The sequence below is a fragment of the Candidatus Hodgkinia cicadicola genome, from assembly GCF_002774925.1.
This window is the reverse complement of the sequence record NZ_NXGO01000143.1, coordinates 1-21,327: the sequence shown is the minus strand read 5'-3', so window position 1 is coordinate 21,327 and position 21,327 is coordinate 1. Positions and strand designations below refer to the sequence as shown.

Genomic DNA, 21,327 nt, shown 5'->3' with positions numbered 1-21,327 from the left:
AATAAAATGATTCATCCTACGACATACCGTTGTCGTGTTCAGTTATAAATCTCATGGGTGTTTGATTAAATTAATAACTTCTGAAGGATTGTTCCAAGAATTGAAGCCGATGATCGTTTAAAATGTAAAGATTTTATTCAATATATGCTTTTAATATAGGTTGTAATATGTTAACCTTAAATAAGGATTATAAATCTGATAACAGATAGGATGAAACACATATTAATTAAAGAAATATGTTAATAATGGTAGTTAATAAATTTTAATCTGATTATACGTTTAACTTTCCGAATTTAAGATATAATTTGTACTTACAACGTTGGTAACGGTGTAGTGTTTGTATTATCTAATATTAACTACATCTTATTCAACATGGTGAACCAAATACTTCGGTGTACTTTTCATGGATTAATAATTTATCAGATTTCTTACATTTGTTCAGATATGCATATTTAAATGCTTCACCAATACTGTTTAATATTATGGTTAATTCAGCTCATGACAACAAACTTCTAACAGAAAGCGAAAGACTGAGCTTACCCTTATCTTGTAAACGTTGTAATATTCTCGCCAGTTTAACAATTTTCTCAGAGATGTTTTCACATGTTGTTTTACCAATAATCTGTTTAACTAATTTCAATTTTTGGTTAGAACTTAACTTTGGTGCATTTATTACCATGTTTCATCTGTCGAGATGGGCTGAATTCTCTCTAAAAGTACCAATCTGACTACCATAAAGGGTGGTACTTGTTGCTAAAATTCTGAAACTTGCGTTGGGTTTTATCACTCTACCATTTTCTGGGATATTAATTTCTCCGTTTGTTTCTAATAACTTATTAAATATAGACTTAATCTCAGGTTTACAAACGTCATAATCGTCTAACACCAATACTATTGGTCTTCGTAAAGCTCATGGCAACAACCCATACTCAAATTTTACAACTGGACCTCTGTGTTGGAATGTAAGTGATTCTTTACCTATAAGCTGTGATCTAGTTAGATAACTATCCATGTTTATTCGGATACAACCTCAATTCAATCGATTACAAACTTGTTCAATGTGGGTAGATTTTCCTGTACCGTGTTTTCCCACTATTAACACTCGTTTGTTATAAACCAAACCTGCCAAGATACACAATGTTGTTCGTCGATCGAATTGAAATCCTAATCGAGTTTGTGGAACAAGTTCATTTGGTTTCGAGAATGCTGGTACGTAAGCGTTTAGATTTATGTTAAACACGTTTGCAACCGAGATTTTAATATCTGGAAGGTGATTTAATTTCATCCTGTTAATCATTTTTGATATTTGTTACTTAAAAATGTCACAACAAAATGTTGATATTATGAAATATGAAATAGGAATATTATAAATCCAATGTAACAACCAATGTATAGGATCAATGAACTTAGGATTTGACAACAAGATTGGTAGTGGTTTTAATTGACTGATAGTTATTGTAAAAGTTTATAAGAGGGTAATTGATTTGGTATAGTAGTTAAATATTCAATTGGAATTAATGTGGGATTGATCAATGTGGTGGTTAATTTTAAGGTTTTAATGTTTAAGTTCTATCAACGAATAAGCTATACATTTAAGTCATAAATCAATAATCTGTTTCTATCAACCTGGTTATGTTAATACGAGTAATTTAACATTAATTGGAATATAGTTTGGAGGTTATTTTGATAATTCGTGTGTTCATCTAAACTTCATTGTTAGTAATATGAACTTTAATTTGATAGATAAACTATGCCATAAGATATCATTGAATAACAAATCTTAAAGTAAACAGATGTTAAGCGATTCGGAAATAAACTATTCAAAGAATGTAGAAAACGAACTTTTTAATGTGACTCGTAAGTTACAGTTTATCTTATATATTAATATTTTTAAATCACCGATAATAACCAAACTTTTGTTCCTAATCTTAGAAAGGTTATATTCTTCATCTTTAGACATCAATGAATTATTAAACATTAACCCGAATTACAATCACTCAAAGTGGCATAATCACTATGTTTCTCAAATTAATAACTATTCATTAGAAAACAGTTACATCAAATATGTTAAAGGAGATAAAATGGGTAACAATTCTTGATTCAAATCGTGTAAGTGTGAAACTTGTGTGTTATTGAAGTTACTATACAGGGTTGTTATGTCGAAAAGAACATCAGGAAGTCATTGATGTATTGCTAATATTTTAATAAAACTTGAATTTGATGTCAAAATGATACAGTTATCATGGATTTTGATATTATTTCTCAAACATAATTTAAACACAATAGGATTTATATGTTTGAACCAAAAGAAGATATTAAAACATCTTATTTCGATACTTAAAATAGATAGTAATCTGAGAAGAACAAAACGACAAATGGTTAAAACATGTGTATGGATTCCAACCAATATTTCTACAGCATATTGTAATTATGGTATTCGAAGATCTGAATTGATTTCGGTAGGGATGAAAGGGCTGACGATAGCAATTAATAGATTTAATTTTCTAGGTAATCACTGTTTCTCAACATATGCTAAATGATGGGTAAAACAGAAGATTATTCAAGTAATAATTAATCAAAGTGGAGGTTTAGAATCTATTAGAAAGAGTAATAAATTAGATAATAAAACGATTAAGCTTAAGAAATTATCTTTGGACTATTACTTGGATGATTTCAACCTCCATGAGATCATTGCCGATGATGATGTTGACATTGATGAAGATGATGGAAAGGATGACGATGATGAAGAAGAACCAAATGAAACAACAACAATAACTAATGTCTATGATCCCAATACAACCGCTAAACTTGTTTTGATGTCTCCGTTTGAAGAAAGATCAGTAAGAATGAAAAAGATTAGTTATGATAAACCATCGCTTAGTTATATAGGATTGAATCTTGGATTATCAAGGGAACGTGTTAGACAGCTATTAATAAGTGCAGATACTAAATTTATTGAAATGAATTCTATTAACATCGATGAAGAACTGAAAATCAAACCAATTGATCTGCCATGCATGAAATCAAACAAACGTTGATGTTAGGTAACAACTAAGTAATTTAAATTCAATTAATTACTATAATGTTTATAAATTAAATCCTTTAAAAGAAACCGTCAAAACGAACAACATTTTAATCAATCAACAGCACCAAACAAAGGTTAAGAACTAACCAACATTTCGTTGTTTCTGTTTTTAAACATCCGATGAATTATTAGATTAAACAGTTTTGTTAATACTAATCCTTAACATCAATTGGATAAACTTAACAATTGTCTTTAGTAACAAAATCCGAGATGTCATCGAAATTCAATAACACGTTTAAATCAAACCTTTAAATCGGGGAAACATTGGTCCGGTCTAATCGAAGTTTATATTATCAACGAATTTATACCATATAAAACCACGAATTCAAGTTAGTGTCGATACTACTCATCAAAACCATTCTCCTTAAATTAAGTTATTTATTGGCATGAATCTCGGACTACTTAACATTCAAACAGAACGAATATTTAAACCATTATCTAATAATTAAAACAAATTAATCAAACAAAATATCAACGGAGAATTACAATTTTGTTAGCAACTTGTTATTATTTGATGATATTTAGATGTTGTCCTCATACTTGTTTTTTATCATAATTATTATCGGTTAAACATCAGCTCAGATTATACAACTATTAATATAAAGAACTACATTTTACCTACAGCTAATACCTTGGATTGACTTTATTGATGCTGATCTTGATCTATATGAATATAAACTATGTATTGCTGATAATAACATACAAATCTCAACAACACAAACATGTGTAATTACCATGTTGTTGTACTCAATCAAAAACTTCAACATTAACATGTTGTTATTCATACCCTGTTATCCGATAGTTAAAATTCTCTGATCTAATACTATATAAAATTGATAGATCTTAACCAATTTAATGTTATTTAATCTGGAACATAGATGTTATTTAAATACTTACAAAACAGATGATATTAAACAACGTTTCCATATTTTGAATCGTTTTCCATATTAAGCTTATTAATAATATAAACAACAATGTCATAACATATATCGGTTTATTAACCTAACGAAAACTGAAGTTAATGTTTCTTATTAAATCTTACATTACGGCCAATACTAAGATCAATAAATTGTGTAATAAACCTATCATAAACAACTTATTAGCAACGACCAATTATTGAATGGTTACCAATGTTATAGAACCAACAAGTGTTGTTTTAATATGTTTCAATTTTGTTATCAATTACTAATAAATACAACAAAGTCATCTAAAATATCTCAACAAAAACATCATGAACTTCCCAAGTTAAATACTTATTAAAAAGTCTCTATTTCAGCCATACAATTAATCCTAAACTATGTTAGTAATTAAATCTCAATTAATACAATCTAATACTACTATATTCAATTAAACTTACCTTTAAAAACTAAGATGTAATTGTACATAACCATTGTTCATGGTTCTAATCTTTCAATATCCAAAAGTCTGTTTATACTTAACAATTATTACAAAACTTCAATTATTTTTCTATTAACATAATCCTTGATATTCAATACAGAAACCGAGATAGAAATTCTACCCATTTTCGTTAGCACGAACTACAAAACCAAACCTCCAACAACAGCTCGTGAATATATTCAACCCTAAATTTAACTAATTTATAACATTTAAAATATCTGATCTCATAGTAAGCACTATTAAATCGTTTTTTATAAACATTAACCAAATACCATATAAAAGCTCGTACTATTAACCCATTTATATGTTATTAAATACTATAATATTACCAATGAATATCACTTGTTTCATAAACACAATACTATTCAAGAAATACACCAACAAACAGACATCTATGTGTTTAATTAATTGATCAGGATTAAGCTTCAAGTATCGTAAACCAACGTTGTTCTTATTTTCCTGTTTCTTATAAAATATTTATGTATTGTTAACCAATTATTAATATTCTAAACACTAATTCCAATCGAACTTATTGATGGCATATAATGTTGTTGGTTTATAACAAGTCATATGGTTTTTAGTTTAGTATTTTGTCTAAAACGAATGATATAAACATCAACAAATGAATCAAAGTCTTATGATGGTTTGTTTTGATTAGAGAATATATTAACCCACAAGAATTACCAACAAATAGACCATACTAAAATTCCAACGAATTTATTAACTTACTAATATTAAAACAACTACGTTCGAACAACGTTCAGACGTTGTAACAATACGGATTCGGTCTTTCCAATGATTCTCGAACCAATCTCAACGTTTAATTACTTCTGCTGATCATTTAAATTAAACATTCTGGCCAATTATCACGATAAATATTCGATCTAACAGATAAAATTATCTATCTATACAAATAACTATCCAACGTTGTAATAAATACAAAGGATATAATAAATGACTTATAATTTTGACTTCGTAGTAATATCTGAATAACAACCTGATTATTAGATTTGAAAGAAGTATAACAAAAACCCAACAAAAGAACTTAACTTATCTAAAACTTTAACACTACATGGATGATGTTAAGTTTTTCCCAACAATAACCAAAATATACATTAAAACCATTAATTGTAACGATTCAAGGTCCTGGATTTTGTTATCTTTAATAAATTTAAATATATTTAATAGTTAGAATAGAAGTTACTAATGAATTCTAAACAAGTTATCTCCACATTTTTGTTATAGTTTTAAATCTTTGATATTACCACTAATCAATATTTCCTTGATCAATACGAACAATAATAAGATATTAAAAACCATATCTGTTAGACTTTAATAACTCTTTTGAATTGAACGGTAAACTTTAATAACAACATCAATAATTACCTAGAATATTTGAAATTAATTGATACTAAAACCTTCGGAATAAATCAATCAGAAATATCATTAAAACCTATAACAAACAACGTCCATATTATATAACGACCCAGATGGTTTAGTTACTACCTTTTTGTATGAAAGCTGTTAAAATTCATCTCTAAACATCAAACCAAAACAGTAGAGGTCTTATCAAATTTTAAATAATCAGATGATTGTTATGAATGTTGTTACAATTATTCCGAACTTAACAAATACAGTATATACTATAATCCATGGTACTTGAATTTATAAGTTAATTATTTACTCAAAATAATGTTAAAACTATATTCAATGGAAATTATCAAAACAAGGGATTGGATGATGTTAATTTAAATATTAAAATCCTCGTCTGAAACAAATGCCACAAATTACTATCGATTATTTGAAATAATACAGAACTTATACTCGGTTATTACTTATTAAATTTGAAATACTAATCAATTAAACCATCACTCTACAACGAAATAACCTTGGATGTTATTAATATTAATTAAAATGTTATCTGTTCAACAAAATGTTCCGATCAAAGACCGTTTTCTTCTACTTGTTTTCCATAATCCTCTTTATATCTAACAGTTATCTTCATAAAATTCTCCCGTATATTCATTTATCAGTTCCCAATTCTCACATCTCGTTATCTATTTGTTGCATTTGAGTAAAACCAATTCCACCAATTGTTTCATTTATCAATGAACATACAACAACATCCGATTTGGACATCTCTGTTGTCGAATATCTTAAATCAATTAACCAACATTTAACTCATAATATAACCTTTCATCGTTTCAGTCTTGTTTCGAACCATCAAGAGTTATAATATTATCTCAATTATTTTAATAAGTATTAACACATTTATCAACGTTTAAGACCAAAATTCAGTGTTTTCTATCTGTCTTCTTACAATAGCCGCAATTATATATCTTAATCTAATCTACAAATTTTTAATATCTATGAGTCTATTTAAACAACGTTATAACAACAAAACTGAACGTGTTCTATTATTTAATGTTTAATACATAGGTTCAATAATTACAGATCAGTTACCAAAAATCCAATGAATATTGTTGAACAATTTCTATATAATTCATTAAACATGTTTCTATATCTTATTGTTAATACGAAATTGTGACTTGTTAATGAATAAATTTAAACCAAACATCTATTACTTTTGATATGTTTTCCAATTATTCGTTTCAATTCGAAAGCAAATAGTTCATATTTATTATAATTAAAATTATTTCGTGGTATAATGTAAGATTAAATACACAATTAATTGACAATATATTGTGTGTATGTTGCGGATTAAATTAAGGTAATAAATTGTTTTTATGAATTAAATCTATCCATGTTTTAGTTTATAATTACAACTGATAAACAACCCAATGTTGATGTTTATGATGTTTGTTAGATTAATCAATGTCCAAAATGTTGGATCGATAGAAGTAATATAATTCAATTTTAAACCAGAAAAGATACCACACGTTGAACTGGTCAGATTAAACGAATAACCGAAAGATATAAATTGTAATTGTCATATGTTCATTGAAAATTCATCAGTACCGTTTATGTTGATTCAATAAGATGTGTAATTGGCTTTAATTCTATAAGTTGTAAGGAGTAAATCTTGGTATGTTAGTATTTAAATAATTCAACAACATGGTTTTAACCTTATAGCTATTAATGAAGAAATCCACCAATGATAACAAATATAAAACCAAAGGAAATGAATACCTATCATAAAATGTCTAAGCAGTTTATATAAGTTATTAATTTAGAGGAAACAACGTTTCAATTACGTTAACACTTATATTTAATCGGTTCTTAATAGTATTATAATTTCAATAAATGTTAGGAAATCTATGTGCTTAGGTTATTGAAGTATAAGATTGGTGTATAATATTACAACAAAATCGAATTTAAATCAATAACTTGATGTTGTTCAGTAAGTGTTTAATTAGGTTTACTGAATTTTGTAACGAAATGTTTATAATAAACTTTAAATACATGTTCGATAGAATTAAATCGGATAATTATAAAGCTTGGAAACGTTGGTTGTTTGATACAATTTATTAATAAGATTAGGATAAATTATGAAAATTAACGATAATATAACTTATAAAATTTATGTCATAGGTGTATTAATTAAGATATTTAAGATCAACGATAAGTAATAATCTCGAAACATCTTGTTGGTTTTTCAGGTTTTATCAACTATCGATTGGTAATTAAGTTAATAAAATTATACTAATAGCTCATTCGTTTAAGCTATAACCATAACATCAAACTTAAATTGATCAACAAATTGGGATTAAATTGGGTATAAATAAGAACATATGGATGTTGGTGTTTTAATGATACTTTGATTATGATTAATATTAATTTATTCGAGTTGTTTTATCTTTTAACATATACGATCCGAATTTATATTTAATAAACATCTTTAACATTAATACGATGAATTACCAATATATGTTGATCAAATCAATCAAATATAATACCTATGTCTAACCTATTTAACATGTGGTAATACTAATTCCAAAATAATGTAACTGAAATACAATAAACATGAATAAGTACCATTGGTAGGTTCATTAATTTAAGACTATTAATCTGTTTTAATTAAATTAGTTAAGAAAGAAGGATGGGTGGTTAATCTCCATTTTGTTGAATATTACTTTGTTTATATCAGTAGGATTAATTAAGATCTCTCGATAGGATTTATTAGATCATCGTTCGTTGATAAAATCCTGAGGATGTTGTTAATCTTGGAATCGAACTAAAACACAATATAAGTTATCATTTGTGTGGGTATTGAGATTTGTGAAGATAGAGAGGTTGAGAATTACTAATTAATTTGATGGATAAATCGTTGACGGAATGTTTAAATTTTAAGTAATATTGAATAATTAATAAATCAAAACTAGTTACATTTCAACTTCATGTAGTAGAATTTTAATCCGAATCATTAACAATATGTTATTCTGTTTTTTGAATATCAGCATCGATTAGCATAAGGTAAATGTTTACTAAATATATCGTTATAAATATCATAACTAATAACAATACCAGCTTTTATTCCTCTTAAACAGGGTCATGTTGAATTAATCCTTGAAAACAAAGATCCAACTTCCATTACCATCGAACTTGGGAATAGCTCATCATTTTGTTGGTAAGAATTACATGTTAATCTTATTAATCGTCTTGTTACTTTCGGATAATTGAAATTAGAATTCAGTGAAGGAGTTACTGTTTTAGAAAGTATGTTATTTCGGAAAATGTTATTAATTCAAACTTGGTAATAATTGGTGTTTAAAATTAGATTACATGACATGGAATTCTCTTGAGATATTACTTGCCGAACGGTTGTGTTCCCAAAATACTCAGTTCTATTATTTAATTTACATTTATCAACAGATATTATGCTTTTGCTTGTTGTTATGCATGACGTGTGTTGTCTTATTAAAGTCGGATAGATGTTACAAACCGATAATCTTCGGTTGAGGTTAGCAATTCGTAATTCAATATCGCTTATAATTTTAGATCCGAAGGAAGTAATCAGTAACAATGACTTGGATTGCATTCAACCAATGTTAACGAAACATCTCATAAATCTTATGGTTTCTACATGATTTTTATCTAATTCTAATATAAGTAAATCGGAACAAACACTTAATAAACTGTAACAACAGGGAGGTGTTTCATCAAATTCAAGACACGGAGGTAAGCTTAATATTATTTCACTTGGTTTTTCTCTATGTATAGTCGAAAGACATAAAATCTCTGCATGTGGATGACCTCCTTGTGGTGTTTCTGTTCTTATAATTCATTGTCCAACAATGGCATAACATTCAACAATTGGGTAATTGTTTTCGTTATAAACAAAACGTTTTAGATTCGAACCTATTAAGTACTTTAATATGGATACAAAATGTGAACGGTTCAAGGAATGTTATATGTGTTTAATTAATTTGTGGTATTAAAATATCAGATAATATCATATCTTACTTTGAATTATTAAATCACATTATCTATCACTGTTCAACTAATGGCCAAATCGGAAGGTATTCAAATTGATTCGGTCATAACTTTGATAACATTAGAATAAATCTTACCACAATGTTTCATATAGATTTTGGTTATACCATCATCAATTCAGTTTATATTCTTTAAACTTTTGGTCAATGTGGTTAAATTACCAGTAATAGTAATGTTTGGTAGATGTAGATATAAATTTGACCGATCTAAACACAAACGTTTTCCAATAGTTCCTGATATTATTAATAATGATGAAACAGATGATGCATACTTCAAACATATGGTTTTAACATCAATTTTTGAAACTTGAATCATATCATAAATTGTTAGTCCATTAAACAAACACCCACCGACCGAATTTATATAAACTCTCACTTCTTTTCTAATCTTAATGTTGTTTAGAACCATATTGCATAATGTATAAACTGATGTGTATTCTAGACTTCCAATTATCCATATTGTTTTGTTATTAAGATTAAACAGTTTAAATTAACATTGATAAAGAGATTTCTTAAAACCACATGTTGATTATTATTTAATTATCTTATTAAAGAGGTAATAGTAATGCTGAAACGAAATGTATCTTAAAATATTTCGGTGTTAAACACAACAATCCTGAGATTAATAGTTCTTGAACCAGAATCATTCTAATTGAAGCTTAAATTTCAATCTCAATTGTTGGTTTTCTTCAATATTTTGTAACATTTGTGTTTTAATTAGACTAGTGGTTTAACGTTAAGGATTCGGATCGTTTAGAACTTATTCTTTATTATTATTTCGTTTGCTGTGGTTGTTTAATAAAATAATGATTAAACCAAGTCATAATTATGAATCTATCACGATTAACAATACCAAAGATGTGTTGGAACGTTCCTTTTTATAATAACGTAATTAAGTCATGAAACAGTTACAACAATTTATCGAATCGAATAATTTAAATGTGGGTTATAATTTAATACTTATCATATGGTTTTTGTGTTGAATGTTAGTATTTTAATTCAATGTATAAATAACAATGTATTATAATATAAGACCGATATTAGCAATTTTGGGTAATCATTTGATGTAAATATCATCAGTTTAAAGTGTATTTATGTATTGTCTAAAGAAATCTGTTTTGGTTTAGCTTGGATGGTTTAATCGATAGGCAGTTCTTGGTAATAAACGTTTGTTGGGTGCTTGGGTGTTTTTATCTTTTAATAATAAATATTACCGATGTTAAAATCATGTGTATATAACTTATATTTTGAGGATTGGGAACTTGGTTTATGATTTCGAATTAAATATTCTTAGAACCTTGATAACAACACCGAATATATCAGGTTTTAGATGAATAAATCTTATATTTCCGAACAAGAAGTGAATGTTGTAGAGTTTTTATGTTGAAAATACCAACTAATTAAAAGATTCCATTAATCTTTAACATAAGATGATTAAATTAATAAATACACCAATAGATAAACACAAGGTTGGATGAAATTGTTAACTCCAATATGGTTTATGTTATAATTTTGTAAGATTAATTAGATGGAACCATGGACTTTGTAGTTTATTTACTGATTGAATTGTTAAACTTATCATTTGGATTGAAATATTACTGATATGGATGAAGTTATTGAATCTATAGTATTTAGGTTAAATATTTGGTTGAAGTTTAATACTCATGGGTGTTGGTAATTGCTTGTACAACAAAATCAGAACCTTGGAATAAACAGTTTATAGAGTTTGGATTAAAGGATTGCGTTGTGAGCAGATTGGTTGTGATATCTCTAACTAGAAAAGTTAGTTTGTTGATTTGGTTGGCTAATTTTAATAACTTCAACATGTTTATAAACAGTATTAAAACTATTAATTACTCACCAAGGTTGAAGTTTCCATCGAAATCAGTAGAACGAAGGTTTAGAAGATGTGGAATAACTGAAATAATATCAGAATCCATTGTCTGAATTAATTCCTGTGAATATATCTGTCGATTTTACAACCGAAGATTGGTAGTAGGATTATTATGAAGGAGATTACTATTTTTTGATAATAATATTGGCAATGTTTTGGTTGATATATTTAATATTTCCAGAAAATATTTGATTATACAACAAAATGTTATAAAATTATTGGTAATTGAAATTGAATAAACATATTAAATTAATTGACTCACTTGATAATATATCGTAAGGATTAAATGTTACCTAAGATAGAAATTTCATAACTTTATCCATTATAGTAATTAAAACCAAGATCAACCGTTTTTTTGTTGTTTCATTTAGTATAATATTTATAATTGTAATTTAAAATAACATCTTTGATCTGAATAAATCATCAATGTTTTGATATGTTTTTGATTGTTAAATAATTGGGAAAACAAACAGTAATTTAATCTACAACTGATTGATAAACTAAACAGTTTAAGAAGAACAACCTCCATGTAGTCATAGTATCGTTTAATTCTGATTTGATTTTACTGCAATTATATATAAAATTTTCAGAACAGAACATAATTAAGTACTACGTTGTTTTAATCCTAATTTTATCAGATCTTGGATAATGTAAATTTCGTTTGAACTACATGTGTTAACATCATCATCGAATAACTCATCTTACTAATGCGTGATACAGATTATATTAACTATTATATGACATTTCAATTGGTTATTATCCTTTAACTTTGATTAAACAAGTTTGATTTCAACATAAACGTTTGGCAGATAAAATATGTTTCCATCATATCAGATTGATGTTGTTTGATGTAATATGATCATTAAATATTTGATCTAATTATAGAATAAATCTTGTAATAAATTGTTGTATAAACGGGTTGTTTTTATGGAATGAAGTTAACAACTAAATGACATGTTGATTCTAACGTAAATAATATTTAGGTTGAGTTATCATTTTATTTAGAAATTTGAAACAAAACAGATAGAAATCAATTGAATTCTATGTTTTGTGTTATCAATGATTGATAAATAATATCCTACTAGTTAAATATAATGAATTTATCTTATCAAATTTTGTTCGTTATGTCGTTGTGTTCGAAGACATATTAAACCGAAATAATTTGTCAATATTTATATAAGGATAATACATCTGTTACAACGAATTGTATCGTTTAATTTATAATGTACTAATTGTTTAGAATTAAAATGGGTTATTGTATTTAAAAGGTTGTAGATATCAATAGATTTGATACGTTTTTATATCAGATTTATGTTAATTGTATACTTAATATAAACTATAAATTACATGAATATTAGAACAAACAATTAATACAAGTTCATCAATTAATTTATTAACCAACATTCAAGTTAATATAGTTGCCGTGTTGTTGTGTCTAAAAATCTCAATTATTATAGTTGTTTAATGTGTCGAGATGGTTACTTATTGTGTTGTTTTTATATATATATTTATAATAAATTCTTGATAATTATCGGATTTAATAACCATCATAAATATCTGTTATATTGTGAGTATTTAGTTGTAGCTATTACAACCGAACTTATATTTGGTAATCTCCGAGATGTTATCGACAGATTGTGTTGAAATTAACATGAAATGTATTAACTATCATGAAATACAATCTTAAATCAACATTGTAAGATCTTAAAAGTTAACAACGAACCTATTCAAAGTTAATAGGATTTATATCACTCTTTAAGAGGCTGTTAATTACTATAAATATGTCATTCATTTTAAATATATCGATATTGTTATAAATTATATCTTTGTTTTGTCTAAATATATTTCAGAATGAAGAGGTTTAATGGGTTACAACGTTGGTAAGGGTTGTTTGTAATGATCTAAATCTAATTAAATTAAACATGTAACTATGTTGTTCGGTTTGATATAATTAATTTAAACAAGTAGTTCTAATTATATTAGATGTAATTTTGATTCCAGAATCATGTATGTTGTAGGGTTAAGGTTGTTGTTGGTTTAACAATTGAGTCTATACTGGTTTCTAACATTTAAATGGATCGTTATTCAATTAATTCATAAAGAAGTCTATATACTCACAAAGTTGTTTCAACCGTTAATTTGTTTATTTATATTAAACAACCTAAATCATTTACCAATCATGCTTCAAATCTTTTATTAAATTATTCACATATAAAATTCATGTTTTAATAACCTGATCGTATGTTATGGTATTTCATTAACGTTTGGTGTTGTTATTAATAAGTTAATTTCTTACCAAATTATATAGAATTGCTATGAAGTTTGTTGGTTTTTGTGTAAGTTTTTATTCATCAATAAACTCAGATCTTTATTTAATTACTTAGGCTTAGATCAGATATTAATTACATTTATATAAAAGGTTTTCGAAAGGTATTAATATGTGGTTGTTATGATCATCGATATTAACGATTAATCTCTTAATTAGACAAGTTGTTTTCTTACCAATTTTATGTGATCAAAATATGGGATAACTGTTTTGTTTGATTAGTTTTATAGAAAATGGGTTGTATATTTCCATAAGTATGTTCCACTTAAATATATAAAACTTACCATGATATTTCTATCGAACGTTTGATAATTTTGAGTTAAAATATCGGTTGTTGTGAAATATTTATATTTAATATCTTGCTTTGAGTTTTGTTATAGACGTATGTCAATACTTGTTAATAGAGGTGAATAGAAGCTGTTTGGATGTATAGGAGTGATTTTGTTTGGGATAAATTGAACCGTCAGTATATTTATTAATAGTTCGAAGAAAATAACAAATACAATGTGTTTAGTTGAGTTAATTAACAGTGATTGTTCGTTGTTATTATTTTAGACATCAGATTGTTGTGTTTGGATGTTGTTTTATATCAGTATAACAATGAGTAATAGATTGGTGGTTGTTAAGCCATTTAATGATCGGATGTAATTACAATAAGTTTACAATTATGAAACCTAATAGCTTTAGGATATAAGCTGTTGGTCGTAGTTTATAAACAGTTACAGGATTAAATTGTTTATTGAATTATTGTAAATAGATTTTGATAGTGTAAAGTTTAAATCTTTAGTTAATTTATTTGTAAATATAAGATGTGGTTATGTTGTTTGAAGATTTATATATAAGGTTTAACTTTAGTTTTACTCTTAGTTATAGATGTATCGATGTTATTCTTAAGGATTAAAGATTAAAATGATTGAAATTAGATACTCATATGTTAATTATTACTGTCTATCAGTGTTTATTGTAGGATTAAACTGTTATTTAGTTTAGTTTTAAGTCTTTGGAATAGGTTTAGATCTTGAATTAATATACATACAATTTGGTGGTTAATATTAGATTTATTAGATATTTTATAACAACAAATATACATAACAATGGCTTATAGTGGTGTTGTTTAAGCTATTGGGATGGGTGTTTGAGTGATAATCTGGGCAAATGGTTGATAAATGGTGTAGTCTATGTTATTTTTGACTACATTCACATCATCTGTTGGTGTTTTTGGTAACGAATTTAACAACGTTGTAGTTGATTTACATCAGGTTTTAACTTATTACATGTTAGTTATTTTAGATATTATTAATAAAAGGTCATTAATAACGTATGGGATGTTGGTAGTTTTGTTGTTAGTTTATTAGGTTTTAAAAGGATCAATGAGGATTATGTTTACAATTATAGAAATAAGAGTTTGATTCATATCTTTATTTTGGGTTGTTGTAAAGACTTTGATATTGTGAATTTAATTTGTTGTCAACATGGATAAATGTCATGTCGTTGTTATGGTTCAAGTGATTTGATGTAATATGTTAATATTGGATGTGAATAAGGTGTACTATCTTGTTGTTTAATTAGATGCCAATATAGACATCGAGTTATTAGGTTGATTAGCTAACAAGTATAGTTTAAATCAAGGGTAGTTAATTAGTTAGTTTTAGGTTTATATATCGATTAATCTTAGGTTTGATTTGTTAAGTTTGAATATATAATCGGAATGTTGGTTTTGTTTGTTTTAAATGAAATTATATGTTAGTTTATTAGATGTGTCTGATTGTTTGAATGAAATTTGTATATAATTGTTATAATATTTTGATGAATCTGTTGGTGATTAAGGTGGTATTTAGTAGGTTTTTAATTTAATGAAAGTATGATAAGTAATTTATGGAGTTATTAGATGGTGAGATAAGAATTAGAGATATTAAATGTTGTGAATATAAGAGGTTAACAACGGCGTTTGGTTGTTATGGGGTGTGTGATAGAGATAATGAGGAATTGTTTAGAGTTTAAATCTGGTAGTTTAATGTTTTATAATTACTAGCATGGAAAAGTAACTGTTAAATCTTTTTAAATTTGATACTTGTTCTAAATGTGTATCTATAAATTGAATTGTAAAATGTGATTTTCAAGCTTTTGTTAGTGCAATTTCTATTAATGATAAGAATTTAACATTAAGTTTAAGGAAAACTAAGATTGGATCGATTAGAAATCCAAGTAACAAGTCTGAATTCAGTTGTTGAATATTCGATGAAGTTAAACAAACACCATGATTGGTGGTTATAATGCTGGTTGAAGTTGCTGACAATGAGGTTGTAAAAGGGTAATAACACATCAAATCTTGAAATAACTGTGTTGAACTACAAAACAATCGTGAATCTCCGATACTAATGAAATTAATATTATGTCCAAGATTTAGTAAATAACAGATACATATTTTTCAATTTTCAATTACTTCTTTTCAATCAAAACAAGAGGGTATTAGAATTTCAATTTTGTTGTTATTTAATAAGTTTATCAATGTTTTTGCTAAGCTGTAATTGTATGTATAAATTATTCATAGATTGATTGTTTTTGTAGTAAAATATAACTTATGAACACATGATTTGTATGCATTGGGATTTGATAATCCTGTTAGATAAAACATGGTTGGTTTTTAATCTCTAAACGTGTTTATTTATTTCAACTTTGTAATTGGTTTGGATAAATAATTCTGGATTAATACATACTGGTTGGGAATAAGGTCGTTCGTTTGTAAGTCAATTGATGTGGTTGGAACATGTTGTCAAATTTAACTGATTTGTTTTAATAAATTGGCTGTATTTGTTAATGTATATAAATTTTAGATAATATTGATTTGTTTTGAATATTTGTTGATAAATTGTATCAGGTCGTTTTATTAATGTTATATTAATTTGGATTGATTATAGAAAGGATTTGTTAACATCTTACGAATAGCTTTAATCTGTTGGTATGTTAATGACATCTTGTTTGTAGATGTGTAGAAAGTCTGTTGAATAAGTTATCTTGTAATACCTGTTGGTTTGTTGTAAGTTTATGATTTAAATGTGTTTAGATTTCTTTAATTTAATTCAAATTTATTAGAATGGTTAAACTTATAGCTTATAATATCGATTAATAAACGGTTGTTAGTTGTAAGAGCTAATACGATGTTGATTTTGGTTAATTGATTTAACTTTTAAGAGAAAATGACATGGTATAAATAGTAAGACTGTTACGTTGATTTCTTTCAGAGTTTTTTGAGACAACATATTGATGAGAAGAATTGATAGATTGGGTTTTTGGTTTAGTTTAAGTTATGATTTATGTTTGTATTGAATGATTAAAACTTCTACTTTTTGTATAGAATTAATTACATGTACAATACTTCATATTCTGAATTATAACAACAATCGGTAAGCATAAAATTTAGAAGGTTTACTGAGATCTATCAATATACAGGGGATAAACTTTACCATTGGGTTTATTATAAATTAGATATAAATTATGGTTCTCTTTGAATTACATGTAGTTAACTTAGGTTCTAAAACAACATATATATACCTGTTTGAATAAACAATCTTAAGAGAATATCTATAATGATAGGTTTATAAGGGTGCATGGGCGTTGTGTTGGGTTTAAATAGATATTAATTCTAATTATTATTGATTTGATTAAGATGAATTAGGTTGTAGTGATATCTTGTTTTAATTGAATTATGTTTTATGTAATTTATGTCAATGTAGATTAAGGTTAAAATTTTGTTGTAATTTAGAATTGGAGTATGTTTTGGTGATTTAAAGTGTTTTTTGTTAATGGAGGATTGATTTGGTTGGATAAATATCGGACATAAAGATGTAGATCATTATATAATTATTATCAGGATTAAAAGAGGTAATATAATAAGCATGTTAACCGTTATATGTGTTGTTAGTTTGTTTATATAAGTTATTTATATGTAAATAGTTTAAGAAGATTTGTGTTGGTCGGATAGGAATATAATGTTTAGAATTAAATGACATATTGGTGATTAGAAAGAAGTAGTTGAAATTATAAATTGGGTAGTTGTAATTGTATTATCATGGCTATGAAATTATGATGGGATGAAGTAGTGTTTTAAATTTGTGATATTGAAACCAAGAATAAATGGTGTTTGTTTGGATGGGTTTAAGTTTATAATAATATAACAACAATAAGTTCAGTTTTATGATGAAATTTTTGTTAACTGTTGACCAGTCATTTATCATGTTAATTTAGATAGGTTTATGCTTATATTTGTGTTTTCAATCAAAGATGTTAATTGGTTGTTTTGAACGGGATTAATAACATACATAAGTTTTGGTATATTGATAGGGTAGGTTTAAAGTTTTCGGTTTATAAAGGTTGTTAAATGCGTATGGTCGATGTTTTAACTTGAGGTTAATAAATAGATGTTAAGAAAACAAAATTGTAATGTGTTGTTAATAGACGGGAATTGTTGATAGGATGTTATAACGTTTGGGTGTTAGTAGTTGTGAGAATGTGGATTTAGATATGGATTTAATGTGGTTATTGGTTTGGATGTTTTTGTTGTTTTAATTCATCTTTAAGGTGAAATAGTAGAACAGGTGAATGGTTATTGGTGTGAATGTTGTATCTGTTTGTTGAAATTGATTTGTTATGTATAAACTTGGGTATCGAAATTGTTGTATTAGTAATTAGATAATGTGATAAGGTTTTGTATATAATTTGTAAATATTTCGATGAGATTATTAGTAATAAGAAGTAGATTGGTATAAATATTGTGTTGAAAGGGTTAGATGGATCAAATATGTTAGGTTTTGGTTTTAGGTTCAATCATGGATTACATGGAGAAATGTTGAGGATGAAGCGGTAAATGTGTTGGTAAATAAAGAGATTAAATTAAGGAAAAACCATATTGAATTAGTAGTTGTATAAACATGAAATGATATGGAACAAGGAAGTGAATAGGATATTGGTGTGTTTGTGTTGGGGATTAGTAAATGTAATTGTTGATTGGATAAATATGGGGTTATAGGATTTATATTTGATTGATAAAGGGTTTAAATTTGGTTATCTATGTCAATAATTGGTCTCATTGATGAGGTAGGTTAACTTATTGGGAAGGAATGGGGTTAAATTACATAGAAGTTAAAATGTGGATGTTTAATTTATAATTTATGATTTTGGGTTTTTATTGAGAGTAGTTTAATAACAACATTTTGTTTGCGGAATAATAATGTGTAGTTAGGGGTTGGTTTTTTGGGTAGGATATACGTTGGTTAATATTTGTTTTGTTGGAATGGAGGTTGGTGTTAAATATGTTTAAGATTTTTAGATTAATGTTTTGGAACAATGAGGTGTTTGGTAGAATGCGTTATTGGGTTTAGAATTGGAAATAAATGTGTAGTTTATTAATCAGATTAGATTAATTGGTTTCTATTAGTTTGTGTTAGTAATTCTTATAAATTTGAGGTAAAATCAATATTTATTATGGTTGTTAATATTCTTAGGGATTAGAATAGTATTTTAATCATGTTTTGGGGTGGATTTTGTTGTTTAGTTATTAATATTGTTTGTGTAGAAATTTAGAAATATGATGTTGTTTTATGTAAAAGATTATTGGGTTTGAAAGGTAGTATGAGTTATTCTATTGTTTATTTGTTTTATTTGATTGAGATCTTTAGTGGAAATTAACAAGTTATATGTGTTTAGTTTTAAGTTGATTTTAGGAAACAATTCGTTTAAAGTTCAGGAAGTAGATCTTATTTTGAGTAGTAGTAATAGGTTGTTATGTTTTTGGTAGGTTTAGTTGTTTTGTTTGTCTAAAGTGTGTGTATTATTCTGAATTGTTGGTAGTTTGAAATATGTTTTGAAAAGGATTAGAGACTTGTATGGTTGTTGGAAAGGTTATGAAGTTCTAGAAGTTATAGGATTGATAATATTATGATGTTGGTTGGGATTTGTTTTAAGAGTAATGAGTTTTGAGATTTGATAGGTGTAGGTTTAGTTGTTTGGACGTTTGGGATGATTTTCTTGGGTATAGTGATAATTTTGTTGGGTTTAAATATTGTAGTTAAAATTATGATGTTTTAATTATTAGAAATATGTTAGTAAATTGATGTTGAAGTTGTTTGTGAACAGATGTGGTGAAATGGTAACTATGGTGGGATGATTGGAAGAAAGGAGTATGGAGGAATGGGGTAGATATAGGTTTTGAGTTTAGTTTAGAACATGTTAATAAATGTAGAATAATGGGATCTAGATAAAGAATAAGATTCGATTGGGATGAGAATTCAGTTCTGTTTATGTTGATTCGGGGTTGTAGATAGATTTATAGGATGAAATAATAAAAGTGGTAGATGTTGTAAGAATTTGGGATCAATAATTGGAAATAGAGGTGATAACGGATTGCTGGAGGTATTACATCTTGGGGATGGAGAATGAAGTTGTTTTGTGATATTTAGGGAATTAAGATCTTTATCCTAGTTATATAAGATTCGGTTCATAAATGTTTTGTTTGATTAATTGGAATGTTGTTTTGTTTAATAGATTCGCTGTTGGATTATGGGGTTGTTATGATGTCAGTTTAAATAGAGGTTAAATGTGATAAGTAAGAAGAAAAGAGGATGGTTGATGTTTGGTGAATTGGAATTGCATTGGAGCAGTATGTGTTTGGGTTGAAAGGATGAGAATAGGGAGATTAGAGGTTATAGGACTGAAGGGTGTTAGAAAGATAGAAATAGGAATTGGGAGAACGGGGAGGGATTAATGTTTTGTTGTGTTGGTCGGATGTTTGAGATTTTGATTAATCTTATTAAGAGGTAAGGGAGATAGAAGGGGATTAGAGATAGAAGGGAGGTTGACATAGAGGGTATCAATATTATGGACTTGATTTTAGTAGGAGAGAATGGTGATTTAGGTTGGACAGTTTGATGATTTTGATTGGTGATGTTGGGTTGTTGAGTTGTGAGGATGTATAGAGGTCAATTGGTAAGGTGTGGAGGATCGTCATTGGACAAATGCATGTAGTAATGTTTGGATAAACGTTGTAATATTTTGGATGTTAGATAATAGGATTTATAGTTGATAAAATAGTGAATTGTCATGTAGGATTGGAGATGTTACGTCAGGTTGTTAGGTGTTTAGGTTTTTTGAAGAGGAGAATGTTTATCTATTGGGT

General features: G+C 26.9%; 9 protein-coding genes. 6 read left to right on the top strand and 3 right to left on the bottom strand.

Features of this window, described 5'->3' with window-relative positions; all coding sequences use genetic code 4:
* Nucleotides 1-352 precede the first annotated feature (352 nt).
* A complete protein-coding gene (locus MAGTDC_RS03780) occupies nucleotides 353-1,285 on the bottom strand; it encodes an AAA family ATPase (protein ID WP_192573229.1) in 933 nt (310 codons plus the stop codon).
* Between the two features lie 847 nt (nucleotides 1,286-2,132).
* Between MAGTDC_RS03780 and MAGTDC_RS03775 the strand changes: the two genes are divergently transcribed.
* Entirely contained in the window at nucleotides 2,133-3,044 is a 912-nt protein-coding gene (locus MAGTDC_RS03775) for a hypothetical protein (RefSeq protein WP_278046997.1), read from the top strand.
* Between the two features lie 655 nt (nucleotides 3,045-3,699).
* Here MAGTDC_RS03775 and MAGTDC_RS05775 read toward each other — a convergent pair.
* On the bottom strand, nucleotides 3,700-3,849 hold the full coding sequence (locus MAGTDC_RS05775) for a hypothetical protein (RefSeq protein WP_278046996.1): 150 nt from the start codon (nucleotides 3,847-3,849) through the stop codon (nucleotides 3,700-3,702).
* Nucleotides 3,850-9,916: 6,067 nt separating this feature from the next.
* On the bottom strand, nucleotides 9,917-10,345 hold the full coding sequence (locus tag MAGTDC_RS03770; protein ID WP_146657107.1) for an ATP-dependent Clp protease proteolytic subunit: 429 nt from the start codon (nucleotides 10,343-10,345) through the stop codon (nucleotides 9,917-9,919).
* A 5,686-nt stretch (nucleotides 10,346-16,031) separates the two neighbouring features.
* Between MAGTDC_RS03770 and MAGTDC_RS05770 the strand changes: the two genes are divergently transcribed.
* The 5 genes from MAGTDC_RS05770 to MAGTDC_RS05080 all read left to right on the top strand — a co-directional run bounded on the left by MAGTDC_RS05770 (nucleotide 16,032) and on the right by MAGTDC_RS05080 (nucleotide 21,176).
* Nucleotides 16,032-16,157: a hypothetical protein gene (locus tag MAGTDC_RS05770; RefSeq protein ID WP_278046995.1), complete on the top strand. Its 126-nt coding sequence runs from the start codon at nucleotides 16,032-16,034 to the stop codon at nucleotides 16,155-16,157.
* Nucleotides 16,158-20,042: 3,885 nt separating this feature from the next.
* The gene (locus MAGTDC_RS03760; RefSeq protein WP_146657105.1) at nucleotides 20,043-20,240 is read left to right on the top strand and encodes a hypothetical protein; all 198 of its coding nucleotides are present in this window, start codon (nucleotides 20,043-20,045) and stop codon (nucleotides 20,238-20,240) included.
* Between the two features lie 192 nt (nucleotides 20,241-20,432).
* Complete coding sequence (locus MAGTDC_RS03755) at nucleotides 20,433-20,633, top strand: hypothetical protein (RefSeq protein WP_146657104.1); 201 nt, start codon at nucleotides 20,433-20,435, stop codon at nucleotides 20,631-20,633.
* A 154-nt stretch (nucleotides 20,634-20,787) separates the two neighbouring features.
* Nucleotides 20,788-20,916, top strand: coding sequence for a hypothetical protein (locus MAGTDC_RS05765; RefSeq protein WP_278046994.1), 129 nt, complete (start codon nucleotides 20,788-20,790; stop codon nucleotides 20,914-20,916).
* A 113-nt stretch (nucleotides 20,917-21,029) separates the two neighbouring features.
* Complete coding sequence (locus tag MAGTDC_RS05080) at nucleotides 21,030-21,176, top strand: hypothetical protein (RefSeq protein WP_192573226.1); 147 nt, start codon at nucleotides 21,030-21,032, stop codon at nucleotides 21,174-21,176.
* Nucleotides 21,177-21,327 lie beyond the last annotated feature (151 nt).